Here is a 24282-nt window from a genome sequence, read left to right as displayed (position 1 = left end):
CTTTTTATCCTACTATTTGCATAGCGTAAGATTCCCATCCACAATTTACAGTTTCACTTTATTTCCGAATAAAGTTTTGCGTATAAAACTTATCGTATACTCCAACACCTAATCCTGTAAATTGTTCATTCAATAAATTCTTTCTATGCCCCTCGCTATTTAACCAACCTTGCAACGCCGCAATTCCATCACTATGTTGCGCCGCTATGTTCTCACCAGCAAGTTGAAATCCTACTTTCCCTCGCTGCAAACGATCTCCTAACGTACCTAATGTAGGTGAATCATGTGAAAAGTAATTATTATCCTTCATATCTTTACTATGACCGATTGCCACATCCGCTGTTTGTTGATCCCAAGTTAACAACGGTAAATTATGACGACTTCGAACAATATTTGTTAAATCAAAAATTTGTTGCATATTTCCATTCTCTATTTGTTTCATTTTATCTGGAGTCAATGGTTGTTCTGCCAGTAATTCACCTGAATAAACAAGCTGATACGGTCTTTGACGTAATAACGTTTCGTCATCCATATAACGAACACCAACAAGCTCATGTGTAAAATGATCAAAATATAATTGTGCCCAGCCATCTTCTACAGGTATTAACGGTTGTTCTATCACTTCCGTATCAGATAACTCAAATTGATAACTATTCTTCCCTCTTTTTAACGAAATCTCATGAGAGAGTGGATTCTTTTTATACACGTCTTCATACTTTTCATTTATATAATAAGGTGGCACCTTAACTTCGTCACCAGCAACATAAGCCGTTACAACTTTACGTTCAGCAACCCCAAATTGAACATACTGAGCTAAATCTTGATTGTATACCCACCATTCATATCCGTAAGCAGATGGCTCTATTCGAGAAGGTTCCCCCCATTTTGCTAATAAATTTTCAGGGTCCCCACCAATCATATTTAAAACTATATTTGAAGAGTCTTCATTTACTTGTTTTTTCTTTTTCACAATTTTATTTTCTTGCTTTGATTGAGATGGGGTTAATATATATTGTGAAACGAGTAATTTCCCGTATAAATCAACAGCTAAAATTAAAAATGTAATTATTACGATACGCAATAATTTCTTCAATCGATATACCTCCTGCACAAAACATAAAATTGAGATATACACAAATCCTCTTCTTTCCTTTTTTGTGTGTACCGTACTCTTTTCACTATATCATATTTTCGCAAAAAAAGTCTGGATTATCCCTTTTCTGTCAATATGAATTGCACTTTCTCATTATTCATACTATTATAAAAATAATGATGTAACATGAAAAGAGGAGGTATTATATGCAATTTACAAATACGAAATTTAATGGGGCAGTCGTTGATTTAACACTATTAACCGAGATTATGGAGAAGAACCATTTCGTACTTGCTGGACAGTGGGATTATGAACGAGTTACATACGATTATAAATTTGAAATATTAAAAGATGTTTATTATTTGCGCGTACAAGGTTTGGCTATTGAAGGTGACATCGGTAGCAGACACGCTGAAATAAAGCTACTTCCTCCCTTATTAGGTAAACATTATTATCCTCACGGCGTTGAATATGGTGATGGTGAAATTTTCCCAACGAATGTACTTCAAAAAAGTGAACAACTCCTACAAAATATCGAAAAAGAGTTAAAAGAATTTCAAGTTATTGATTAACAAAAACAAGCGCATCAATATGATGCGCTTGTTTTATTTCTCTGTCCTAAGAATGAATCGTTTTTTTTACTGGATACCCATAAATTGATCCATCTTTTACTTTAATCTCATCTTCCCAAGGAACCTTATATTTACCTTCAGCTAAATCTTTTACAAACGTATATGGGTTTTCTTTCACCCCACCAGGAGTTGCTACATATCCTCGTGAACCTAGATTATATATATTATTTTCTAGCCCCCATCCTAATCTAGCCTGATCTGCTAGCTCTGGATATACTTCAGCAGTAACAATCTCCCAAGGATTTCGATGTCCCTGCACTAAAGTAGTCCCATCAAAATTACATACTTGTCCTTCACCAAAGTAATAAAATACACCGTCATAACCCGCTAAGTTCACCGACAATGTATACATTAAATTTTGCCATGCATTTGAACGATTGGTTAACATCCATTGTTCACTAACTTGTGTGCTATATCCAGAAATACGGATCAAGACATTTGCACCTTTATAAGCCGCTTCACGGGCTACTTCAGGGAACATGCCATCATGACAAATACAAACTGCTAATTTACTTCCTCCAGGTCCATCACAGACAGGTAAGCCTAGATCTCCAGCTTTCCAAGGCTCGACTGGCACCCAAGGATTTAGCTTACGATACTTCAAAATCATTTCACCTTGTGGATCAATAATAATTGCTGTATTATACGGTTCTCCACCATCAGGATTTCTTTCCATTATAGAAAAAACACCATATACTTTAGATTCTTTACATGCCTCAGCAAATAAGTTTGTTTCTGGCCCAGGGACTGTACATAAAAACTCTTCTGTAGTCCATTTTTTTGTATTAAGCCCTTGTGTACTATATTCTGGAAATACTATCAATTCTAATCCAGGATACCCTGCTTTAGTTGAATGAATTGTTTTTATGATCTGTTTAATTTGTTTATCAATGTCTGCACGTGACTCTACTATCGGTACTGGATATTGAATTAATGCTGTTAAAAAACCACTAATTGGTTTTACCATACTTCCACTACTACCCATTTAAATTCCCCCTTAAAATAGTTTATGTTTATTAAAGAAAACAATATAAAGTGAAACTTTAATCAGTAGGGGTTTTGTCCGTCCCACACTGATTATTAGCCTTCACCAATCGGGCTTTTACGGGCAGCCCGACTCCCGCAAATAGCGGGATAAATTTGTAAATCTCTAAAAAACTTACACTACACATGGAAATATTACGTATTAAAGCTAGTAGTAAATTTTATATCCACTTTTAGTACATGCCTACACTAAGTTAACATAAAAAGTTAGAAAATTCAATATTTTCATGTTAACTACAATTTAAAAGAAAAAAAGCGCATGGAATCTCCCATACACTTTTTTCTACTTAGTCTGTAAATACGGGGGCAATTGTTGCAACTGCTCTTTATCCTTTTCACGCTCTCGACGCGCCCATCGAAAGAATACATAGCCGATAATTGTACCATACACTATTTCCTGGACAATTTTCATAATGATGCCGCCTGTTTGTTGGTCTTGTACGACTGGCATCCAGTGTAAGAATTCTGGTCCAGTTATATTTAAATCCGATAAAGTTCCCGCTGGTACACATAGTTCCATCGCCTTCATCCAAGCAGCCGGATCCGTATACGTTGCAAATAACGGTGCAGTCGCAAAAATGATTAACGCGCAAGCTGGCGTTAATAATATACCGTTAGCAAACATATAACCAAGTTTCTTTATATCACTTAACGTTTGATATTCTGGTAATGGATTTAACATCGGCCACCACATCATGATTGCCGTAAAGAACAAGATAACGAGACAAATAGGATGAGCAATTTGACTTTGTTTTACTGTGTCGAAAACAACTGGTAAATGATAAAAAGAAAACAGGCCATTAAATACAAACAATGCAATAAGTGGCTTAGCAAATATCTTTAATATAATTTGAACGAACTTAAAAGAAGTAATATAACGATATAACCAAACTGGTATACCAAGCAACAATAACGGTGGAACGGCAATATACATAACTGCCATTTCAAACATATGTGCACTAAATATAATATGACCAATTAAATCAATAGGCCCTCCCTTTACAAAATACAAAAGAACAATCCCAGTCGTAAAGTAAAAAACTTGCTTCTTACTTACCTTTGTCGCATGTTCAAATCGCATTCTATATGGCCCAATAATTAAAAAGTATCCAATAAGGATTGAAATCATAAATAATAAAAAGATTGGACTCCATAGAGCTTGAAAACCAAATATCCACAAGTTACTCATTTTCACACCTACCTTCTTAAGGTTATCCTTTCACATAACATGAAGAGGGAGCTGTGTCAACACAAGCTCCCTTATTCTTCACTTTTCAAATCCACACAATTGTCATAAAAGCTAAAATTGTAATTAATCCGATCAACAGACCAGAATAAAGAAAGAAACTTGCCGCTTCATGTCCTTTATGACTCATATGCATAAAATAATACAATTGAAAAATTACTTGTACCACCGCTAATAGTAAAATAAATGGTACTGAAAAAGTCGGACTAAAAGTTTTCGGATATGCTACCGCTGCAAATGCAACTAATGTTAAAAAAATCATTAATGCAAATGTAATAACTTGATGCTTCATTTCCTCCGCACTTTTTCTTTTCCGATAAACAAGATCAACTTTAGGATTATTCGTTTGCTTTATCGCCATTGTTTATCCCACCATTCCCATCAAATATACTACAGTGAAAATAAACACCCAAACTACGTCAATAAAGTGCCAATAAATCGATGCAACATAAAACTTCGGTGCATTATATAAATTTAGGCCTCTCTTCGCATTTCTAAAGATTAATGTTAAAATCCAACATAACCCAAACAATACGTGGAGTCCATGTGTACCAACAAGAGCATAAAACGCGGAACCAAATGCACTACTTCTCATAGTATGCTTAAATTCATGCGTATAATGATAAAACTCATATATCTCAAACCCTAAAAACCCTAAACCTAACAGCACTGTTACTAGTAACCAAAGTTGCATTTTTTTAAAGTTAAAGTTTTTCATATGATACATTGCATATACGCTCGTTAAACTACTCGTTAATAAAAGCATCGTCATAATGAAAACGAGTGGCATTTGGAACATCTCTTGAGATGTTGGTCCACCATTTGTAGAATTCTTTAACGCTAAATATGTGCCAAATAAGGAAGCGAACAATACTGTTTCGCCTCCAAGAAATAACCAAAAACCGACAAACTTATTTTTCCCCTCAAGGGTTGCTTTTTCAGGCTCTGCTGGAAATGTTTCATTTGTTAACTTTTCATCTACATGCATTATGCCTTGCCCCCCTTATCTTCTAAATCTTCCTTGTGAATATGATATCCATGATCATCAATTACTGAACGTAGGAACATTGCGCCAAATGTAATGATTAAACCGATAATTGCTACTAATAACCAAAACTTATCTTTTCCACCCTGCATATACATTGCACCGAATGCCGCTATAAACAGTCCTAAAGAAATGATAAATGGTGAAAATGATGGATTCGGCATATGAATATCACCAACTGGTTCCGCCGCTGTCATCTCTTTATTCCCTTCACGTTTTTCAATCCAAAACGGATCTAACCCGCGAACAAATGGTAATTGTTTAAAGTTATATTCTGGTGTAGGTGCTGGCATTGTCCATTCTAATGTACGAGCATCCCATGGATCACGACCAGCCTTTTCTTTTGAAACTGTCGTTTTAATTACATTGAATAGAAGAACAATCGTTCCAAGAGCCATAAATACCGCTCCAATAGAACTAATCATATTCCCCATTTCCAACCCTTGACCTTCAAGATATGTGTAGTAACGACGTGGCATACCAATTAACCCAAGGAAATGCTGTATGAAGAACGTTAAATGGAAACCGACAAAGAATAGCCAAAATGTTATCTTTCCTAACGTTTCATTCAATACTTTATTAAACATCAGTGGCCAATAATAATGAGCTCCTGCAAGTAAACCGAATACAACACCACCGACGATTACATAATGAAAGTGAGCTACTACGAAATAGTTATCATGAAATTGATAATCTGCTGGTGCAGATGCTAGCATAACACCTGTAACTCCCCCCATTACGAATGATGGAATGAAAGCTACCGCCCACATCATCGGTGTCGTAAAACGAATACTTCCTCCCCACATTGTAAAGAGCCAGTTGAATATTTTAATACCAGTCGGTACTGCAATCGCCATTGTTGCAACTGAGAAAATAGCATTTGCAACTGGACCAAGCCCAACAGTAAACATATGATGCGCCCATACCATAAATCCTAAGAATCCAATTAATACTGTCGCGAACACCATCGACGAATAACCAAATAATCGTTTTTTCGAAAATGTCGCGAAGATTTCTGAGAATATTCCGAAAGCTGGGAGTATAAGAATGTATACTTCTGGATGACCGAAAATCCAGAATAAATGCTCCCATATAATCGTATTCCCACCCAATGCCGGATTAAAGAAACTTGTTCCAAATAAACGATCTAACATTAAAAGTCCTAATCCTACAGTTAACGGCGGAAAAGCGAATAATATTAGCGAAGATGTTACAAATGTCGTCCATGTAAACATCGGCATACGCATATATGTCATCCCTGGCGCACGCATATTGATAATGGTTACAAGGAAGTTAATACCTCCAATTAATGTACCAATACCGGAGATTTGCAAGCCAAGTACATAAAAATCAACACCATGACCTTTAGAAGCTAACGCTAAAGATGCATAAGATGTCCATCCTGCATCAGGTGCTCCACCTAAAAACCAACTTAAATTTAAAAATACTCCACCAAAGAAAAATAACCAAAATCCAAGTGAATTCAAAAACGGGAACGCTACATCACGTGCACCAATTTGAAGTGGTACAGCGGCGTTCATAAATGCAAACACGAGTGGCATAGCTGCGAGGAAAATCATTGTTGTACCGTGCATCGTTAATACTTGATTATAAGCATCCCCAACAAGAAAAGCATTGTTAGGAATCGCTAATTGAAGGCGAATAAATAGAGCTTCTATTCCGCCTATTACAAAAAACAATCCACCTGCAATTAAATAGAGAATGGCAATCTTTTTATGGTCTACTGTCGTTAAATAATCCCATATGACAGCACCCATCCCCTGTTTTTTTGCTACAGAACTCACGTTTTCAACCTCCCCTTCGCGAATAATCCCTCTTTACTTTTCAACTTTTAACGTTTGTAAGTATGCATTTAATGCATCAATTTGATCATCCGTTAAGTTGCCATATTTACCAGTCATTTTATTTCCTGGTTTCATATTTTCAGGATCTTTCAGCCATTTTTTTAAGTTCTCTTCATTGTTTTCGGCAATACCGGCAACCATATCGCGATCAGCAAAGTTTGCTAAGTTCGGTGCGATACGAGCGGAAGGTGGTCTACTATCATTAGATCCAACTGCGTGACAACCAATACAGCTTTTATTAAATATTTCTTGGCCTTCTTGCGCCTTTGTTGAAGCTACTTCTTTCTTCCCATCAATCTTCTTCATATCAGCAAGCCACTGTTTGTACTCGCTTTCATCTAAAGCTTTCACTTTGAATTGCATTAAAGAATGTGATGGGCCGCAAAATTCTGTACAAAAACCATTATAAGTGCCCGATTTATCTGCCTTTAACCACATTTTGTTTACATTATCTGTATTTGTATCCATTTTCCCAGCTAAAGATGGAACCCAAAATGAATGTTTAATATCGGCACCCTTCAAATTCAAATACACTTTCTTACCTGTGGGGATGACTAAATCTTGAGAAGTTACTATTTTTTCTGATTTATAAGAAAATTCCCACCAATAAAGATTCGCTGTTACATCAACAACGATAGTATCTTTATCAATATTCTTTTTCTCCATCGCACTTACATCAGCAAGTTTGAATGTATATGTAACCGTCGGAACAGCTAAGATTAGCAAAAGAATAATCGGAATAACTGTCCATATTATTTCTAGTTTGTGATTCCCTTCAACTTGCTCCGGAATATAATCTTCCTGACCTTTCTTTTGTCGGAAACGCACAATTACATATAAGAAAATAATAGTAACTACTAGTACTACTCCTACCATAATCGCACTTGCTAGTAAGAGCAAATCATATTGCATTTTTGCTACTTCTCCTTGCGGAATTAAAGTAGATTGAAAGGCTTTACCGCATCCCCCTAACAGTAAAGCCAGCAGTGAAACGAACGAAAGCAGTCGCCACTGTTTCTTCATACAAACAACCCCCACTTTCTTTGTGAATTAGATTGTACTTTATAGTTAAGTAAAGTAAATCTCAACGTAAAGAAATCCAATTATGTCGTTGTCTTAGAAGAATGTAACTACAATCATTGATACAAATAAGATTGTTAAATAATTTAGGGAATAAACAAACATTTGTACGGACCATTTGATGTCATCTTGCTTACGGAAGCCATAAAATCCTAAAACGATCCATCCGATGTTAAGCAATGTTGCAATTACCATAAATGTTATCCCTAGTCCACTCATATAAAATGGTAGTGGTAATAAACATACTGTCCAAATCATAATTTGGCGTTTCGTAATTTCAAATCCATGAACTACAGGAAGCATTGGAATTCCTGCATTTCGGTATTCATCAACACGTTTCATCGCTAATGCGAGGAAATGTGGGATTTGCCAAATAAACATAATTAAAAATAACATCCAAGCAATTGGATGACCTAAAGACGGATCGATTGCTGCCCATCCAATTAAAGGTGGAACTGCTCCTGATATACTACCCACAACAGTATTTAATGTATACTTTCTCTTTGTCCATAAAGTATATAAGACAACATATGTGAAAGCACCAATAAATCCTATTAACACTGCCATTGGTGTTGTTAATAATAAAAATACAAACCCAAGAAGTAATATGACTAGTCCAAATGTAAGTGCAAATCCTGGTTTATACTTTCCAGTAACCGTTGGACGGTTCTTTGTTCTTTCCATTAACGGGTCGATGTCTCGATCAATGTAGTTATTTAAACAACATACCCCTGCCATAATTAATCCAGAACCAACGATTGTAAAAAATAACTTATCCAGATTATCCATCACACTTAGTCTATTAAAGTGCAACGCCAACCAAAATCCTGTAAATACAGTAAGTGTATTTGAGTTTACAATCCCCATTTTAACGAGCGCTGATAAATCTTGTAGCCGAGTTGTTTCCGGTACACTTGTAACAGCTGACTCATCATGCAGCTCACTTGTTGCATGGTTCATCACTTTAACCCCCTCTTAAAACTTTCATCTTTCTTTTTGCGCCTATTTCGAATGAAATATTTCGCTTCTATATAGCAATATTATTACAGTAGAAACATTGTTAACCCATTCTACTACTAATCTACGCCCATACTCCAATATATTAAATCATATTTCCCGAACATTTTGTGAAGAAAACATGAACTTTTTGTGTCGAATATAAAAAACTTAATTCTTACTTATCCATATCATAACATGATGTTACCTTCTATAATAAACTTTTTTGTCATATTTAACACGTATTCTCCCCATTTCTTTTCAAAACAGCCTATTTTTCACCCGAAAATTTCCTTATACATCTTATTTCCACACCCATTTTCTCTCCCCTGTCTTTCCCCGCCATTTCTTTGCTATTTTATTATTTTTTATATATCATAGGAACTAGCGCGTTTTATTCTATACATAATGGAATGAAAATATTTCGCAATAACTTCATAGCAGAAAGATGGTGAAAGAGATTGCAACGCTTTATTAAATGGTTAGCAGTCATTACGAGTCTTGATTTATTAATAGTTTTATTAGGAGGCGCCTTAGTTACAAAAACAGGTTCTGGCCAAGGGTGCGGTAAATCATGGCCACTTTGTAACGGTGAATTTGTTCCATCTAATTTATCAATGGAAACTATTATTGAACTAAGTCATCGCCTTACATCAGGATCAGCAGGAATTCTTGTCACTCTCCTTTGTATTTTGTCCTGGAAATATTATAAACATGTGCGCGAAACAAAAACGTTAGCAATTTTATCCTTCGTATTTTTAGTTGCACAAGCATTAATGGGAGCCGCAGCGGTTGTCTGGGGGCAAATGCCAGCTGTACTTGCTATCCATTTCGGTATTTCCTTAATTTCATTTGCTTCTGTCATTTTATTAACGTGTCTTATCTTTGAAATTGACCAAAAATTTGATGCACGTTCACTTATTATGGACAAAAAAATGAAATTTCATATTTATGGTGTAACAATTTACAGTTATATTGTCGTCTACACAGGGGCTTTAGTACGTCACGAACGAGCTAGCTTAGCCTGTCCAGACTTTCCTTTATGTAGCAAAAATAGACCTATGCCAACTCAACTACATGAATGGGTTCAAATGGGACATAGAGTTGCAGCGATGTTAATTTTCGCTTGGATATTATACGCGATGATTCTCGCTATTCGCCATTACAAGCAGCAGCCTGTCGTATACTGGGGATGGATCATTTCATTTATCCTTGTTACACTTCAAGCTATAGTAGGAATTTTAGTCGTATTTACAAATGCTAGTTTAGCAATGGCATTATTGCATTCACTATTCATTTCTTGCTTGTTTGCTGTACTATGCTATTTAGTTATGTTAGGTACAAGAAGTAAAGTGAATGCAAAAGAAGCTGCATCCACTTCTAAACAAACAAAATAAATGAAAATCCCTTACCGAATTGGCAAGGGATTTTTTTGGCAATAAGGAAAAAGAGCTGTATTTACACAGCTCTTTTCTATTTTAGTGATCTAATTCAATGAGTAAGTCACCCGTTTGAATTGCATCTCCATCGTTAACATATACTTTTTTCACTTTACCATTGAACGGTGCTTGAACTGTCGTTTCCATTTTCATCGCTTCTGTAATTGCCATAGAATCGCCTTTTTTCACTTCATCGCCTTCTTTTACAACTACTTTAATAACCGTTCCTGGCATTGTTGCGCTAATGTGGTTTGGATTTTCACGGTTTCCTTTCACGCGTTGTGCAACTGTCGCTTTCACACTTTCGTCTTTCACAACAATCTCACGTGGTTGACCGTTAAACTCCAAGTAAAGAACACGATTTCCATCTGACTGAGGCTCTCCAATTGATACTAGTTTAACCATCAACGTTTTACCTTGTTCAATTTCCACATCGATTTCTTCACCAAGTCTCATGCCATAGAAGAATGTCGGTGTATCAAGCACAGATACATTTCCATAAAGCTCAGCAACTTTTTCATAATCCATAAATACTTTTGGATATAATGCATATGCAACGACATCAAAAATCGTCACTTCGCGTCCAAGTTTATGGAATAGCTCTTCTTTTAACGCGTCAAAATCTATCGGCTCTAATAATTCACCCGGTCTTACTGTTAATGGTTCTTTCCCTTTTAAAATAATTTCTTGTAACTTTTTCGGGAAACCACCATATGGTTGTCCTAAATCTCCTGAGAACATTTCAACAACAGATCCTGGGAAGTCCATAGCATGCCCACGCTCTAAAACATCTTGTTCTGTTAAGTGATTTTGAACCATAAATAATGCCATATCACCTACAACTTTAGATGATGGCGTTACTTTAACGATGTCACCAAACATGTCATTCACACGTCGGTACATTACTTTTACTTCATCGAAGCGATCTCCTAAACCAACCGCTTTCGCTTGTTGTTGTAAATTGCTATATTGTCCGCCTGGCATTTCGTGCATATATACCTCTGTATGAGGAGCATTCATACCACTTTCAAACGGTGCATAGTATTTACGTACATCTTCCCAGTAATGAGATAGTTTTTCTAATGAATCTATATTAACGTCTGGCTGTCTTTCGTTTCCACCTAACGCATAGTATAGCGTGTTCGCACTTGGTTGTGACGTTTGACCAGCCATAGAGCTTACTGCTACATCGACAATATCAACACCTGCTTCAATCGCTTTCGTATACGTTAATATACCATTCCCACTCGTATCATGTGTGTGCAAGTGAATCGGAATCGATACCGTCTCTTTTAATGCTGAAACTAAATCATATGCTGCATTCGGTTTTAGTAAGCCAGCCATATCTTTAATGCCTAAAATGTGAGCACCTGATGCTTCTAACTCTTTTGCTAAGTTTTTATAGTAATTCAAATCATATTTACTACGTAACGGATCATGAATATCTCCTGTGTAGCACATAGTTGCTTCTGCAATTTTACCAGTATCTCGTACAGCATCAATTGCAACTCTCATACCTTCTACCCAGTTTAAGCTATCAAAAATACGGAACACATCAATTCCAGCTTGAGCAGAACATTCCACAAACTTTTGAATTAAATTATCGGGATAGTTTTTATAACCAACTGCGTTTGAAGAACGAAGTAACATTTGGAATAAAACGTTTGGCATTTTTTCACGAAGATCTAGTAATCGTTCCCATGGATCTTCTTTTAAGAAACGATATGCAACATCAAACGTTGCACCGCCCCACATTTCCGCTGAGAATAAGTTCGGTAACATTCTCACTGTCGGCTCTGCAATTTGATGCAAATCTTTTGTACGAATACGCGTCGCAAGTAATGACTGATGCGCATCACGGAATGTTGTATCCGTTAAAAGTACACGTTTTTGATCTTGTACCCATTTTACTAATCCATCTGCTCCACGCTCATCCAAAATTTGTTTCGTTCCATTTTGAATCGGCTCTGAATGTAATACATTCGGTATACGAGCATCTGGGAAAATTGGTTTCTCTTTTTTCCCTACTCCTGGGAAGCCATTTACTGTTACTGTCCCAATGTAATTTAACATTTTCGTTCCGCGGTCTTTACGTTTCGGGAACAAGAATAGTTCAGGTGACGCATCAATAAATGAAGTATCATATTCCCCTGATAAGAAGTTTTTATGTTTTACTACATTCTCTAGGAATGGAATATTTGTTTTAATACCACGAATACGGAATTCTTTTAAGTTACGTTCCATTTTTGCAGCAGCTTGTTCAAAAGTAAGCGCCCATGTTGTAACTTTTACAAGTAAAGAATCATAGTACGGTGTAATAACAGCGCCTTGGAAACTATTACCTGTATCAAGACGAACTCCAAAGCCCCCACCTGATCGGTATGCCATAATTTTCCCTGTATCCGGCATGAAATTATTTAGTGGATCTTCAGTCGTTACACGAGATTGGATTGCAAATCCATGCACAACAACTTCCTCTTGCTTCGGAACGCCTACCATTTTACTATGTAATGCATGTCCATCAGCTATTAAAATTTGTGATTGAACGATATCTACCCCTGTAATCATTTCTGTAATCGTATGTTCTACTTGAACACGTGGATTTACTTCAATGAAATAGAAATTATCATCTTTTACAAGGAATTCAACTGTTCCTGCGTTTAAATAATTTACATTTTTCGTTAACTTAACAGCGGCATCACAAATACGCTGACGCAAATCATCTGAAAGCGACACACTAGGTGCAATTTCTACTACTTTTTGATGGCGGCGTTGTACAGAACAGTCTCGCTCGTATAAATGAACAACATTGCCCTCTTCATCTGCTAAAATTTGAACTTCTATATGTTTAGGTTTTTCAACGAATTTTTCTACGTATACTTCATCATTACCAAAGGCTGCTTTTGCTTCTGACTTTGCTCTATTATACGATTCTCTTAATTCTTCACTAGTTCGTACAATACGCATACCACGACCGCCACCGCCAAGGGAAGCTTTAATAATAATCGGGTAATCATACTTTTCAGCAAATTCTTCGACTTCTTCTATTGAATCTACTGGACCATCACTACCAGGAATAACTGGAATTTGTGCTAGCTGCGCTTGTGTTCTTGCTTTCACTTTATCTCCAAACATATCTAAATGCTTACTCTTTGGACCGATAAAGATAATTCCTTCTTCTTCACAACGTTTTGCGAATTGAATATTTTCTGACAAGAAACCATATCCAGGGTGGATTGCATCTACATGATTACTTTTCGCAATCTCAATAATGCCCTCAATATCTAGATAAGCATCAATTGGCTTTTTCCCTTCCCCAACTAAATAGGACTCATCGGCTTTATAACGATGATAAGAACCACTATCCTCTTTAGAATAGATTGCAACTGTTTTTAATCCAAGTTCCGAACAAGCTCGAAACACACGAATTGCAATCTCTCCACGGTTAGCTACCAATACTTTTTGAATACGTTGCAGCTTTGTCATGATTTTCCCCCTCTACTTTCCTACCACTCTAGAGATAAAATATATACACACCATAAAGAGCGTGAAGTTCTTCACTTTCTACATTATATTATACTTAGAAAGCTTCACTTTATTTTTATCCATCATACCTTATTTTTTAACAAATGATAAGTTTTCTGATCAATTTGTTTCACAAAAATAGTATAGCATAACTATTCCTTTTCTAACAACTTAATTGTATATCACATTTAATTAAATGTGATATATTTTTTGCTATCACAGCCAATTAATACATCATATTTAACCTTTCTAAAATAAAAAACACATCGCGCTCTAAAGCACAATGTGTTTTTTATTTTACAACTACAAGACGTGGTCCATCTTGCTCTCTTTCTTTCGTTATCTCATTTTGTTGTTTCTCTTGTCGTTTTACATGACTAGCAATATTTAATAATATACCCATCGCGATTAGATTAGCCAATAAGGAACTACCACCATAACTAATAAACGGTAAAGGTACTCCTGTAAGCGGTATTAATCCAGACATACCACCAACATTAACAAAAGTTTGTATTCCAATTAAACTTGCAATTCCAATCGCAATTAAACTTCCAAATGGGTCTTTACACTTTTGTGCCACTCTAAACGAGCGAATAATAATAAGTAATAAACAGATTAAAATGATAGCTACACCTACAAAACCTAGTTCTTCAGATATAATCGCCATAATAAAATCCGTTTGTGGCTCTGGTAAGTAGCCATACTTTTGTATACTATTTCCTAATCCTCTACCATTTAACCCACCTGAGGCAATTCCAATAAATGAATTTATTAATTGAAATCCATCCTTTTGCGGATCACTAAATGGATCAAGAAAAACTGAAAATCGAGCTTTTTGGTAGTCACTTAATTTATAATTTCCGATAAAATACAACGCCGGAATCCACACGACAGATGTTAATAAAAATCTTTTTATCCACAAGTTAACATTAACTCCTGAACAGAAGAACATAATTAACACTGTTCCACCTATTAATATGTCAGTCCCTAAGTCATTTTGTAATAAAATTAATACCATCGATCCACCGACAACAAATAGGGGAGGTATTATCCCTTGGAAAAAAGGGGTTTGCCTCTCTTGTTTCTTAGCAAAAAAACTTGCTAGCGTAATAATAACTGCTATTTTTACAAACTCAGCTGGTTGTATACCTAGTATCCACCCTTTTGCACCATTGATTACCTTACCGAAAAGGAAAGCTGCTGTTAGTAAGCCGATACTCCCTAACCCCATTGCTGTAAGAACTATTTTTTTCCTCCACAATTTGTAAGGGATTATAACGACAATCACAAGCATTACCGTTCCAATAGCAAGAGCAACTAATTGTTTTTTAAAAAAGTAATCTGCTGGCCAGTTATATTTCGATGAAATCGCGACAATGGAACTAGAACTATATACCATTATAACTCCCAACACACATAAGATAACAAGAGGAAGTAATAATGAATAATCCATTGATTTCCATACTCTTTTCATTTCATTTCCTCTCTCTGTTCCAATTTAATTATTGTTGTATTCCATATGTACATTGATTCTTCCTGCTTTATTATACAAATAAAAAGCCCAAACTTTTTCAGTTTGAGCCCCCTTATTTGAACCCGTTATTGTTGTTTGTTTGTAAATGCTTCATGAAGTGCAGATAACTCACGTTCAAGCTCTCCTAACATTGCCTTCCCTTGTTCTTCTGCAATAAGACCAAGGCGAACTGCAAAATCGACCTCGCGGGATAGTCCAAACATTTGCGTGTCTAACACTTCTTCATATAATGGACATTGCGGCATTGTAAGATGGTCCATTTGCACCTTAATAAGTCTTAAAATCTTCTCCGCATCCGCTTGTAGAAGGGCTAGTGCCTTTTCCTGATGATTTGATACTGTCTCAGACGCCAAATTGATTCCCTCCGTTTCCGTCCTACTCTCTCCTATCTATTAATATTAGCGATAGTTTTAATAAATTGCAATAGAAACATTTTTTGTGACAACCGTGTCTAATACTATTATACTGAAAAGTGGGAGTATAACACAAATGGGGGAACCACAATGAGCGAAATTTTATTTATTAATGGAAAAGTTCGTTTTCCAATCACTATTGATCCAACCGTTTGGATCTTTGATGATCGAAAAGTAGATTTGACAACTTACTTTGATGAAACGAGAGAAAACACGTCTGAACTAGAAGCTTACTTAAAAAACACTTCAGAACATTGGGATCGTGAAATCCGTGATGGTGCTGCCTTCCCGCCAATACAGCAAAGTGTAAAGAAATATAAAAAAGAACAACTGATTACTGGGACATTTGGTATACCATTTCATCCATTTCTTGCTAACGCCGAAATTTTAGAGGACGCTACGCAAGTCGAGATCGAAACAGTAGACCATACAATAACGCTTCCATTAGAAACTGTCAAAAATGCTATTCTTGGTTTTTCAAAAGAAGGAAAACCATTAAAAGAGGATGGACCTGTTCATCTATATTACAATGATGGATCTAATAGACAAAATCCAATCCGTAACATCCGTAAATTTACAATGATTTAAAGTGTATACTTGGAAGAAAAAGGAGTGAGCCTCGGCTCACTCCTTTTATAATAAATCTGCTGCTAGTTGAGCTAAATTAGATCGCTCCCCTTTAACAAATTTTACATGACCACTAATACGTTGTTCTTTGAACTTCTCTACAACATATGTTAAACCGTTATTATACTCATCCAAATACGGATGATCAATTTGCTGAGGATCGCCCATTAATACGATTTTACTTTTTTCTCCTACCCTTGTTAGTATCGTTTTCACTTCATGCTTCGTTAAATTTTGTGCTTCGTCAATTATAATGAACTGATCTGGAATACTTCTTCCGCGTATATAAGTAAGAGCCTCTACTTCAATCGAACCCATTCCAGCTAAAATAGCATCTAACTCTCCTGGCTTTTTCGTATTAAATAAATACTCTAGATTATCAAAAATCGGTTGCATCCACGGTCTTAACTTTTCTTCTTTTTCTCCTGGTAAATAACCGATATCTTTTCCGACTGGAACAATTGGCCTTGCAACGAGTAGTTTTTTATATAGTCCTAAATCTTCCGTTTGCATGAGCCCCGAAGCTAAAGCTAGTAATGTTTTTCCTGTACCAGCTTTCCCCGTTAATGTTACTAGCGGAATATCTTCACGAAGCAACAATTCTAATCCCATAATTTGCTGTACATTTCGTGGTCGTATTCCCCATACTTGTTCATTGTGAAAAATAAGTTTCTTTACCTTCTTACCTAAGTGATCAACAATGCCAAGTGCTGAACTAGATCCTCCTAATGCATCTTTCATTACTACAAATTGATTTGGATAAAAAGGATGATTTGCAATTTCGGATAAAGGCAATTCGCCTTTTTCATAAAAATAATCTAATTGCTCTTTTGATATATATCCTTCTAAAAATCCTGAATATATATTATCTACTTCAATTACACGATCACTTAAATAATCTTCCGCCTTCAAACCAATCGCATCAGCTTTTACCCTTACGAGCACGTCTTTACTTACTAAAATAACAGACTTCCCGTCCTCTTTTTCTTGTTCTTCTAAAGATAGATTTTTTGCTACAGCTAAAATTCGATTATCATTTGTTTTTTCTACAAAAATATCTTGTAGTTGAACAAATGAACGATGATTTAATTCAATACGAAATGTACCGCCGTTTTCTAGCGGAATACTTTCATGCAGCTTTCCTATTTCACGAAATTTGTCTATTAACTTAGATACATAACGAGCGTTTCGTCCTACTTCATCCATATAACGTTTTTTCGAATCCACCTCTTCTAATACAACTGCTGGAATCACTACTTCATTGGTTTCAAATGAAAAAATAGATAAAGGATCCTGCAAAAGTACATTCGTATCTAACACATAAATTTTATCCAACCTGTTACCCCCTGACTCCACTTTTAAATTTGTAGAACAAGGGTTTCATCCAGAAAATATGGACGAACCATTGTTATAATTATATGTACCGTATAAACGAGGTAGAATCGAAATGTATAGCCATTAAACCTTTTATTTATTTTTTATTCATTTCTATTCAATATATTACTTTTAATTATAATTATTAACATAAAATCACAATAACTAATTACAAAAGTTACTAACTGGCTTTCCTATTTATCGCATTTATAATTCTTTCATTCCTACTAACACTTGGTTATCGAGCTTTTTTGCTGCCCGAAGATCATATGTTTTTTCATATGTTGGTTCAGTTGCAAGTTTTGCACCATAAAACATAACATCACGTACTTCTTGTACATTTACTTCTATTACAGTTAATTTTAGAGGAATGCCTTCCATTCTATCAGTCAAAATTTCGCCTGCACCACTTATGGAAAATACGGATTCATTCGCCATTATAGTCAATACCACCCCAGTACTATGCCGTATATTTTCCACAATACGAGAACGTTGATCTACCGCAAATCGAATACTAGTTTTACTCACTGCATACACCCAAGAAATAGCACTTACGTTAGGAACTTGTTTTTCAAAATCTGTTGTTGCTACCATAACAATACACTCTTTACGTAACATTTGTACTAAATCATCTGTTAATGTAGGCTCTACTACATTCGCCATATTTCCACCTCCAAATATACTTAATATATCCTTATCATAACTTATTTTTTGAATTGCGAAAATATTATTTTTTCCCGCTATTATTCAAAAACATTATACTTCCATGATATACTTATATTGATAGAATTCGTATTGAGGTGACGAAATGAGAGTCAAATGTATGATTTGTGATAAAAAAGATATGTTAGATGATGAAAATCCTACGGCAAAAAAACTGCGTAATCGCCCTATTCATACATATATGTGCATGGAATGTTCGGAACGAATTGCAGAACGTACGCTAGAACGTCATGCAAGTGGTAACTTCCGACTATATCGTGATAAAAAAGTCGAAGACGATTGGTAAAATGTAAATAAGTCCTTAATCATATAGATAAGGACTTATTTATATTTTTCAGGTTCACGATTCATTTGATCCAAGAAACAATCAATAGCTTCTAATGGAAACCGTGCAGATTTTCGTTCCCCATTCATTTCATATGAAATCAAATACATTTCTTCGTTCTTTTCAACTTCCACATTCTTTAATTTGTGCTCTTCATATATCATATTTTGAAATAGTAAATACGTTTCTTTTGCTGCATTATCATCTGGACGTGCTTCGGCAACTGTTTTAATTGTTAACCAATTATATAATGCATCTTGCACTGAACGCATAAAACTTCGCCCCCTCACCCTGCTTTTTGTTGTCTTGCTTGATGTAATCGCAATCTATAAATCCCAAGCACAATTGTCGCTACAACAAGTCCCTCTCCAACAGGTAAAAAAACTGCAAAGAAAGTTAAAACTGTACATCCAATCGCTAACGATATATATATCACTATATTTTTTATTATGGATAGCTTTCTTGCAAAACCTAAATTATACACAAGTGCACTTAATATTATAATGATGCCATACAGTAACCACATCCCTAGCTCTGGATTTTCATCAACTTTACATAATTTCGCAAAAAAAGACATTCTTTCTAACACTATTTATCCCCCCTTCTCATAAAAAACAAAATTTCTTTATGTACTTAATACAAGAGTAACCCGTGAAAAAAATACTGTCCACTAAAAAAGAGTAAATATTCTAAAAAATAAACATAAAAAAACAGCTACCTTAATTTAAGGTAGCTGTTCTATTTTTTACGCTTCTACAGATTTCTTTTTCTTAGCAGCTCTTTCACGTTCGCTCTTATCAAGAATCTTTTTACGTAAACGAATTGATTCTGGAGTTACTTCACAGAACTCGTCATCGTTTAAGTACTCTAACGACTCTTCTAAAGTCATTAAGCGTGGTTTTTTCATTGTTGAAGTTTGATCTTTCGTTGCAGAACGAATGTTAGTTTGTTGTTTCATTTTCACAACGTTAACTGTTAAGTCATTCTCACGAGTGTGTTCTCCGACGATCATACCAGCATATACTTCTGTACCTGGTTCAACGAAGATTACACCACGGTCTTCAACTTGCATAATACCGTATTGTGATGCTTTTCCTGTTTCAAGTGAAACTAGAACACCTTGGCGACGTCCACCAACTTGTCCAGCGTGTACTGGTTGGTAGCAATCGAATGTATGGTTTAAAATACCGTAACCACGAGTTAATGTTAAGAATTCTGTTGTGTAACCAATTAAACCACGTGCTGGAACCATGAAAGTAAGGCGAACTTGACCGTTTCCGTTATTCACCATATCTAACATTTCACCTTTACGCGCACCCATAGATTCCATAATAGAACCAGTGTATTCTTCAGGTACATCGATTTGTACACGCTCTACAGGCTCACATCTTACGCCATCAACTTCTTTAATAATTACTTCTGGCTTAGATACTTGTAGTTCATAGCCTTCACGACGCATATTTTCGATTAAAATCGATAAATGTAACTCTCCACGTCCAGATACGATCCATGCATCAGGAGAATCTGTATTGTCTACACGTAAACTTACATCTGTTTCTAATTGTGAACGAAGACGCTCTTCAATTTTACGAGATGTAATGTACTTACCTTCACGACCTGCAAATGGGCTGTTATTTACAAGGAACGTCATTTGTAGTGTTGGCTCATCAATACGTAATAATGGTAACGCATCTTCATGCTCAACCGGACATACCGTTTCACCAACGTTAATGTCTTCCATACCAGAAACAGCTACTAAATCTCCAGCTTTTGCTTCTTCAATTTCTTGACGCTTTAATCCAATGTAACCGAATAATTTTGTTACGCGGAATTGTTTCACACTTCCGTCTACTTTCATTAAAGCAACTTGTTGTCCAACCTTCATTGTACCGCGGAATACGCGTCCAACTCCGATACGTCCAACATAGTCGTTGTAATCAAGAAGTGCTACTTGGAATTGAAGTGGCTCTTCACTGTTATCAATTGGTGCTGGAATATGTTCAATAATTGTATCAAATAATGATTTCATATTCTCTTCTTGATTTGCTGGGTTTGAATCTAAGCTTGCTGTTCCGTTCATTGCTGATGCAAATACAACTGGGAACTCTAATTGATCTTCGTTTGCACCAAGTTCGATGAATAAGTCGATTACTTCATCAACTACTTCATCAGGACGAGCGAAGTCACGGTCAATTTTGTTTACAACTACGATTGGAGTTAAGTTTTGCTCAAGAGCTTTCTTTAAAACAAATCGTGTTTGTGGCATACAACCTTCATATGCATCAACAACAAGTAAAACGCCATCAACCATTTTCATAATACGTTCTACTTCTCCACCGAAGTCAGCGTGACCAGGTGTATCTAAAATGTTAATTCTTTTATCTTCATAGTGAATCGCAGTATTTTTCGCTAAAATTGTAATACCGCGTTCTCTTTCTAGATCATTTGAATCCATTGCGCGCTCTTCAACGTGTTCGTTCGCACGGAAAGTCCCCGCTTGACGTAATAACTGGTCAACAAGTGTTGTTTTACCATGGTCAACGTGGGCAATAATTGCTATATTACGTAAATCTTGTCGTTTTTTCAACATGTCCAACTCCTAATGTCTTTTTAATCCTTCTCTATTATAAGAGCGAAGGGGATACAATAGCAATTAAAATAAAATCAAGAATGAAAATATAGTTGTATTCTTACTTTTGTGAAAGTAAAATGAGATTGGAGGGTGAAGAAATGGAACACATTCAATATCGCTTTTTATTAACTGCAATTATCGGTGTTATTTTCTTAATCGGTATCGGCATTATGATTGCTGAAAACAGTCCCATCGGTATTATTATTTGCATTATCGGCACATTTGTTACAGTTGGATACGGTTTTGTAACAAAAAGAAAAATGCGTAAATCGCAATAACGTCAAAAAGTAAGAAGCCTGTATACAGCCTCTTACTTTTTTTGTTACTCCGATATAAATTGTAGCACCTCTTCATACACACCTGGTTTTGCAACCAATACGCTACTCTTTTCTATAATAGAAAGTGGGGCTCCAGAGAATGTTGTCACCTTACCTCCAACTTCCTCTACTATTATCTGTCCCCCGCCAAAATCCCATGGTGATAATCTCGGCGTTACATATGCATCTATTCTTCCTGTTGCAACGTATACCATCTCTAACGCTGCACAGCCATATGATCTCGTGCCCCTTGCTTTCTTAACAAGCGCCATCATACTTTCCATATTAAGCAATGGATTGTCGGTAAGCCATATCCCATTTAAAGCTACAATACCTTGCTCTACAGTCCCTTTTTCTAATAAAGGTATTGGTACTTCATTACAAAATGCTCCAGCCCCCTTTAGCGCATGATATAATTCATCATGAACTGGATCATAAATAAGTCCAATCTTTCCGATACCGTTCTCATAAATTCCAATTGAAATTGCAAAATTTCTTTTTTGATGAACAAAGTTCATCGTGCCATCAATTGGATCAATTAACCAAACAACCCCAGCAGAAGAAGTTATCTCATCTCCGTAACCTTCTTCCCCTAAAATATTATGCTTCGGGAATGTTTCTTTAATTTTCCCAATTAAAAACTGCTCTATTTCTCGATCCATATTTGTTACTAAATCAGCTGCATTGGATTTCGTTTCTATAATAAGTGCTTTTTTCATTGATGCCATTAAACGCTCTCCTGCATCTCGAATCCACTGTTTGGCATGTGCATCGATGTCTTTCCATACTTCTTGCATGTTTAAACACTCCGATCTATACTGTTCACAGAAAAAACGAACCCTTTATAAGGTTCGCACCAACTAATTTTTTATACATATACTATTATTACGCTTCTAAACGAATCATTTCAAGTCTTAACACTTCTAACTTTTGTACACACTCTTCTTTTTTCTGTTTATCATTTTCCATCATCGCATCATATAAAGTCGCTAATTCATAATCTAGCTCCAAACGTAGCACCGGTATTCTCTTTTCAGCATCTGTTCTCTTTAACGCATTAATCACCTGTCTCATATTATTTGCCTCCTCCCAATATTCGTCTGCCCTCGGACTATAATTGATTAAATTTTCTGATTTTTTGTTTTATACTATACTATGTTGGATAAATCATCTATGCAACAAAATTATATTTTTTTATTTAAATTTTTTTGTGCTGTTTTTTTTATGAATAGTACAAGCTATGCTAAAATAAAAGCAAAATAGGAGTTGGAGGAACAATCATGACACTACAAACATTCAAATCAACTGATTTTGAGGTTTTTACAGTTGATGGTCTCGAAGAACGAATGAGTGCAATTAAAACGAACATTCATCCTAAGCTAGAAGCTTTAGGGGAACAGTTTGCAGCGTATTTATCCAAACAAACTGATGAAAACTTTTTTTATCATGTAGCAAAACATGCACGTCGCAAAGTCAATCCACCAAACGATACTTGGGTTGCTTTTTCAACAAATAAACGCGGATATAAAATGCTACCACATTTCCAAATTGGATTATGGGGTACTCATGCCTTCATATACTTTGGTTTAATCTATGAGTGTCCACAAAAAGTGGAGACGGCTCACGCCTTCTTAGAACATTTAAATGATTTAAAAACAAATATTCCAAATGACTTCGTTTGGTCCATTGACCATACTAAACCAAGTGTAAAATTACATAAAACACTTGAAACAGAAGACTTACAAAAGATGATTGAACGTCTAGCTACTGTGAAAAAAGCAGAATTATTAGTTGGTATTCATATATCACCAGAGGAGTTTTCAGCAATGACCAACGAACAATTCCTTGCTAAGATTGAATCTACGATGCAATCACTCCTTCCTTTATATGCACTTTGTAATCGATAGTAGAAAACGGACAATTTATATTGTCCGTTTTTAGTTGTTATCACATTATATCACTTCAGTTTTTATTTTTCAAAATTTTTTTACATTTTAACGAGCTTTTGTTCTTCAATTTCTTTAGCCCTTTGAATCGCACGGTATATAGAATACCCACTTACTTCTTGAAACTCTTTATCAATTTTCTTTTCTTCTGCTTTTGATGGAACAATCTCTTTAAAACGACGGTATAATCCCATTAACTCTTCTCTTATAATTCCTTTTTCATATGCTTTCTCGATTGCTTCATAAAACTTCACAATTGCAACCATTTCTTCATTTGACCAATCGTAATCTAACGGATATTGATATTCCATTTTGCACCTCATTTATCATTTCTTCTTATTTCAATAGGTTCTCTTAAAGAGAGTCTTTCTTCTTCATTATAGCCACTTTGCATTATACACTATTTATTCCTTATGGTGGAATTGT

25 protein-coding genes are annotated in these 24282 nt (G+C 35.6%); 6 read left to right on the top strand and 19 right to left on the bottom strand.

Annotated elements, in window-relative coordinates; all coding sequences use genetic code 11:
• Positions 1 to 58: 58 nt before the first annotated feature.
• Positions 59 to 1093, bottom strand: a complete 1035-nt coding sequence (locus CO726_RS02445) for a CAP domain-containing protein (RefSeq protein WP_099683181.1) — start codon at positions 1091 to 1093, stop codon at positions 59 to 61.
• A gap of 206 nt (positions 1094 to 1299) precedes the next feature.
• Between CO726_RS02445 and CO726_RS02440 the strand changes: the two genes are divergently transcribed.
• Entirely contained in the window at positions 1300 to 1665 is a 366-nt protein-coding gene (locus CO726_RS02440) for a YugN family protein (RefSeq protein ID WP_099683180.1), read from the top strand.
• A gap of 46 nt (positions 1666 to 1711) precedes the next feature.
• Here CO726_RS02440 and CO726_RS02435 read toward each other — a convergent pair whose 3' ends face one another.
• The 7 genes from CO726_RS02435 to ctaB form a co-directional block, all read right to left on the bottom strand.
• The gene (locus tag CO726_RS02435) at positions 1712 to 2710 is read right to left on the bottom strand and encodes a formamidase (RefSeq protein WP_099683179.1); all 999 of its coding nucleotides are present in this window, start codon (positions 2708 to 2710) and stop codon (positions 1712 to 1714) included.
• A 342-nt stretch (positions 2711 to 3052) separates the two neighbouring features.
• Positions 3053 to 3958, bottom strand: coding sequence for a cytochrome c oxidase assembly factor CtaG (gene ctaG / locus CO726_RS02430; protein ID WP_099683178.1), 906 nt, complete (start codon positions 3956 to 3958; stop codon positions 3053 to 3055).
• 85 nt (positions 3959 to 4043) lie between these two features.
• Entirely contained in the window at positions 4044 to 4376 is a 333-nt protein-coding gene (ctaF, locus tag CO726_RS02425) for a cytochrome c oxidase subunit IVB (RefSeq protein ID WP_000985699.1), read from the bottom strand.
• 3 nt (positions 4377 to 4379) lie between these two features.
• Positions 4380 to 5003 carry a cytochrome c oxidase subunit III gene (gene ctaE, locus CO726_RS02420; protein ID WP_000557861.1) on the bottom strand — a complete coding sequence of 208 codons (624 nt, stop codon included), beginning with the start codon at positions 5001 to 5003 and terminating at the stop codon, positions 4380 to 4382.
• Positions 5003 to 6838: a cytochrome c oxidase subunit I gene (ctaD, locus tag CO726_RS02415; protein ID WP_169513008.1), complete on the bottom strand. Its 1836-nt coding sequence runs from the start codon at positions 6836 to 6838 to the stop codon at positions 5003 to 5005. Before ctaD ends, ctaE begins: the two co-directional genes overlap by 1 nt.
• Positions 6839 to 6898: 60 nt before the next feature.
• Positions 6899 to 7948 carry a cytochrome c oxidase subunit II gene (gene coxB / locus CO726_RS02410; RefSeq protein WP_098758205.1) on the bottom strand — a complete coding sequence of 350 codons (1050 nt, stop codon included), beginning with the start codon at positions 7946 to 7948 and terminating at the stop codon, positions 6899 to 6901.
• Between the two features lie 93 nt (positions 7949 to 8041).
• Positions 8042 to 8965, bottom strand: coding sequence for a protoheme IX farnesyltransferase (ctaB, locus tag CO726_RS02405; protein ID WP_098758204.1), 924 nt, complete (start codon positions 8963 to 8965; stop codon positions 8042 to 8044).
• 497 nt (positions 8966 to 9462) lie between these two features.
• On the opposite strand from ctaB, the gene ctaA reads away from it, so the two are divergent.
• A complete protein-coding gene (ctaA, locus tag CO726_RS02400; protein WP_098758203.1) occupies positions 9463 to 10398 on the top strand; it encodes a heme A synthase in 936 nt (311 codons plus the stop codon).
• Between the two features lie 81 nt (positions 10399 to 10479).
• On the opposite strand, the gene pyc is transcribed toward ctaA, so the two are convergent.
• The 3 genes from pyc to CO726_RS02380 form a co-directional block, all read right to left on the bottom strand.
• Positions 10480 to 13926: a pyruvate carboxylase gene (pyc, locus tag CO726_RS02395; RefSeq protein WP_099683176.1), complete on the bottom strand. Its 3447-nt coding sequence runs from the start codon at positions 13924 to 13926 to the stop codon at positions 10480 to 10482.
• A gap of 331 nt (positions 13927 to 14257) precedes the next feature.
• Positions 14258 to 15439 (bottom strand): putative lipid II flippase FtsW, encoded by a 1182-nt coding sequence (ftsW, locus tag CO726_RS02385; RefSeq protein ID WP_099683175.1) that lies wholly within the window; start codon positions 15437 to 15439, stop codon positions 14258 to 14260.
• Between the two features lie 125 nt (positions 15440 to 15564).
• Entirely contained in the window at positions 15565 to 15852 is a 288-nt protein-coding gene (locus tag CO726_RS02380) for an Fpa/YlaN family protein (RefSeq protein WP_000135695.1), read from the bottom strand.
• A 150-nt stretch (positions 15853 to 16002) separates the two neighbouring features.
• Between CO726_RS02380 and CO726_RS02375 the strand changes: the two genes are divergently transcribed.
• Entirely contained in the window at positions 16003 to 16500 is a 498-nt protein-coding gene (locus CO726_RS02375) for a molybdopterin-binding protein (RefSeq protein ID WP_099683174.1), read from the top strand.
• Between the two features lie 45 nt (positions 16501 to 16545).
• Here the strand turns inward: CO726_RS02375 and CO726_RS02370 are convergent, their stop codons facing one another.
• Both CO726_RS02370 and CO726_RS02365 read right to left on the bottom strand, forming a co-directional pair.
• Positions 16546 to 17874: a PhoH family protein gene (locus CO726_RS02370; RefSeq protein ID WP_000358079.1), complete on the bottom strand. Its 1329-nt coding sequence runs from the start codon at positions 17872 to 17874 to the stop codon at positions 16546 to 16548.
• A 246-nt stretch (positions 17875 to 18120) separates the two neighbouring features.
• A complete protein-coding gene (locus tag CO726_RS02365) occupies positions 18121 to 18576 on the bottom strand; it encodes a pyridoxamine 5'-phosphate oxidase family protein (protein WP_098758649.1) in 456 nt (151 codons plus the stop codon).
• 145 nt (positions 18577 to 18721) lie between these two features.
• On the opposite strand from CO726_RS02365, the gene CO726_RS02360 reads away from it, so the two are divergent.
• The gene (locus CO726_RS02360; RefSeq protein ID WP_097846076.1) at positions 18722 to 18922 is read left to right on the top strand and encodes a YlaI family protein; all 201 of its coding nucleotides are present in this window, start codon (positions 18722 to 18724) and stop codon (positions 18920 to 18922) included.
• A gap of 35 nt (positions 18923 to 18957) precedes the next feature.
• Here the strand turns inward: CO726_RS02360 and CO726_RS02355 are convergent, their stop codons facing one another.
• From CO726_RS02355 to typA, 3 genes are all read right to left on the bottom strand, one after another.
• Entirely contained in the window at positions 18958 to 19233 is a 276-nt protein-coding gene (locus tag CO726_RS02355; RefSeq protein ID WP_098667494.1) for a hypothetical protein, read from the bottom strand.
• Between the two features lie 14 nt (positions 19234 to 19247).
• A complete protein-coding gene (locus CO726_RS02350) occupies positions 19248 to 19550 on the bottom strand; it encodes a YlaH-like family protein (protein WP_098758648.1) in 303 nt (100 codons plus the stop codon).
• 156 nt (positions 19551 to 19706) lie between these two features.
• Entirely contained in the window at positions 19707 to 21551 is a 1845-nt protein-coding gene (typA, locus tag CO726_RS02345; protein ID WP_000914759.1) for a translational GTPase TypA, read from the bottom strand.
• A 140-nt stretch (positions 21552 to 21691) separates the two neighbouring features.
• Between typA and CO726_RS02340 the strand changes: the two genes are divergently transcribed.
• Complete coding sequence (locus tag CO726_RS02340) at positions 21692 to 21871, top strand: DUF5325 family protein (RefSeq protein WP_000400127.1); 180 nt, start codon at positions 21692 to 21694, stop codon at positions 21869 to 21871.
• Between the two features lie 44 nt (positions 21872 to 21915).
• On the opposite strand, the gene CO726_RS02335 is transcribed toward CO726_RS02340, so the two are convergent.
• Complete coding sequence (locus tag CO726_RS02335) at positions 21916 to 22707, bottom strand: inositol monophosphatase family protein (RefSeq protein ID WP_098758647.1); 792 nt, start codon at positions 22705 to 22707, stop codon at positions 21916 to 21918.
• Between the two features lie 88 nt (positions 22708 to 22795).
• Complete coding sequence (locus CO726_RS02330) at positions 22796 to 22984, bottom strand: hypothetical protein (protein WP_001250168.1); 189 nt, start codon at positions 22982 to 22984, stop codon at positions 22796 to 22798.
• A gap of 206 nt (positions 22985 to 23190) precedes the next feature.
• Between CO726_RS02330 and CO726_RS02325 the strand changes: the two genes are divergently transcribed.
• Positions 23191 to 23817: a YktB family protein gene (locus CO726_RS02325; RefSeq protein ID WP_000175083.1), complete on the top strand. Its 627-nt coding sequence runs from the start codon at positions 23191 to 23193 to the stop codon at positions 23815 to 23817.
• Positions 23818 to 23897: 80 nt separating this feature from the next.
• On the opposite strand, the gene CO726_RS02320 is transcribed toward CO726_RS02325, so the two are convergent.
• Positions 23898 to 24167 carry a UPF0223 family protein gene (locus CO726_RS02320; protein WP_063223155.1) on the bottom strand — a complete coding sequence of 90 codons (270 nt, stop codon included), beginning with the start codon at positions 24165 to 24167 and terminating at the stop codon, positions 23898 to 23900.
• Between the last annotated feature and the right edge of the window lie 115 nt (positions 24168 to 24282).

It is taken from the genome of Bacillus fungorum, from assembly GCF_002746455.1.
Classification (GTDB): Bacteria; Bacillota; Bacilli; order Bacillales; family Bacillaceae_G; genus Bacillus_A; species Bacillus_A fungorum.
The sequence above is the reverse complement of the archived record's forward strand: the minus strand, read 5'-3'. Positions and strand labels throughout refer to the sequence as shown.

Excerpts from the sequence above, each read along its gene's own strand:
- CO726_RS02440 (WP_099683180.1), top strand. The coding sequence starts at position 1,300 with ATGCAATTTACAAATACGAAATTTAATGGGGCAGTCGTTGATTTAACA.
- CO726_RS02435 (WP_099683179.1), bottom strand. The coding sequence starts at position 2,710 with ATGGGTAGTAGTGGAAGTATGGTAAAACCAATTAGTGGTTTTTTAACA.
- ctaG (WP_099683178.1), bottom strand. The coding sequence starts at position 3,958 with ATGAGTAACTTGTGGATATTTGGTTTTCAAGCTCTATGGAGTCCAATC.
- ctaF (WP_000985699.1), bottom strand. The coding sequence starts at position 4,376 with ATGGCGATAAAGCAAACGAATAATCCTAAAGTTGATCTTGTTTATCGG.
- ctaE (WP_000557861.1), bottom strand. The coding sequence starts at position 5,003 with ATGCATGTAGATGAAAAGTTAACAAATGAAACATTTCCAGCAGAGCCT.
- ctaD (WP_169513008.1), bottom strand. The coding sequence starts at position 6,838 with ATGGGTGCTGTCATATGGGATTATTTAACGACAGTAGACCATAAAAAG.
- coxB (WP_098758205.1), bottom strand. The coding sequence starts at position 7,948 with ATGAAGAAACAGTGGCGACTGCTTTCGTTCGTTTCACTGCTGGCTTTA.
- ctaB (WP_098758204.1), bottom strand. The coding sequence starts at position 8,965 with ATGAACCATGCAACAAGTGAGCTGCATGATGAGTCAGCTGTTACAAGT.
- pyc (WP_099683176.1), bottom strand. The coding sequence starts at position 13,926 with ATGACAAAGCTGCAACGTATTCAAAAAGTATTGGTAGCTAACCGTGGA.
- ftsW (WP_099683175.1), bottom strand. The coding sequence starts at position 15,439 with ATGAAAAGAGTATGGAAATCAATGGATTATTCATTATTACTTCCTCTT.
- CO726_RS02375 (WP_099683174.1), top strand. The coding sequence starts at position 16,003 with ATGAGCGAAATTTTATTTATTAATGGAAAAGTTCGTTTTCCAATCACT.
- CO726_RS02365 (WP_098758649.1), bottom strand. The coding sequence starts at position 18,576 with ATGGCGAATGTAGTAGAGCCTACATTAACAGATGATTTAGTACAAATG.
- CO726_RS02360 (WP_097846076.1), top strand. The coding sequence starts at position 18,722 with ATGAGAGTCAAATGTATGATTTGTGATAAAAAAGATATGTTAGATGAT.
- CO726_RS02355 (WP_098667494.1), bottom strand. The coding sequence starts at position 19,233 with ATGCGTTCAGTGCAAGATGCATTATATAATTGGTTAACAATTAAAACA.
- typA (WP_000914759.1), bottom strand. The coding sequence starts at position 21,551 with ATGTTGAAAAAACGACAAGATTTACGTAATATAGCAATTATTGCCCAC.
- CO726_RS02340 (WP_000400127.1), top strand. The coding sequence starts at position 21,692 with ATGGAACACATTCAATATCGCTTTTTATTAACTGCAATTATCGGTGTT.
- CO726_RS02335 (WP_098758647.1), bottom strand. The coding sequence starts at position 22,707 with ATGCAAGAAGTATGGAAAGACATCGATGCACATGCCAAACAGTGGATT.
- CO726_RS02330 (WP_001250168.1), bottom strand. The coding sequence starts at position 22,984 with ATGAGACAGGTGATTAATGCGTTAAAGAGAACAGATGCTGAAAAGAGA.
- CO726_RS02325 (WP_000175083.1), top strand. The coding sequence starts at position 23,191 with ATGACACTACAAACATTCAAATCAACTGATTTTGAGGTTTTTACAGTT.
- CO726_RS02320 (WP_063223155.1), bottom strand. The coding sequence starts at position 24,167 with ATGGAATATCAATATCCGTTAGATTACGATTGGTCAAATGAAGAAATG.